General features: G+C 39.4%; 1 protein-coding gene. It reads left to right on the top strand.

Annotated elements, in window-relative coordinates; genetic code table 11:
- Positions 1-143: 143 nt before the first annotated feature.
- On the top strand, positions 144-254 hold a 111-nt coding region (locus tag EAF07_RS10515; RefSeq protein ID WP_142925616.1), incomplete at its 3' end, for a helix-turn-helix domain-containing protein.

Below are 254 nucleotides of genomic sequence, written 5' to 3'. Positions count from 1 at the left end.
ATGAGTCTGCGTCGTAAGAAATATGCCCTAAGTCTGTCCTTTGACAAGTATTTAAAACAATTGCTTTAGGGCAAAAAACTTTCAACACTTGCAAAATGGAAATAGAAGATTTCATGCGTTTGTCGTGACTAACTGAACGTAGAATGATTGAACGTTGGCTTCAAGAAGGGCTCTCAAATCGTGAAATCGCTAGGAGATTAGCTAAAGCTCCTCAAACCATTCACAACGAAGTCAAACGTGGTCAGGTTAGACAA

The sequence above is a fragment of the Streptococcus hillyeri genome (genome assembly GCF_003686955.1).
Taxonomy (GTDB): Bacteria; Bacillota; Bacilli; order Lactobacillales; family Streptococcaceae; genus Streptococcus; species Streptococcus hillyeri.
This window is presented reverse-complemented; position numbering and strand designations above follow the sequence as displayed.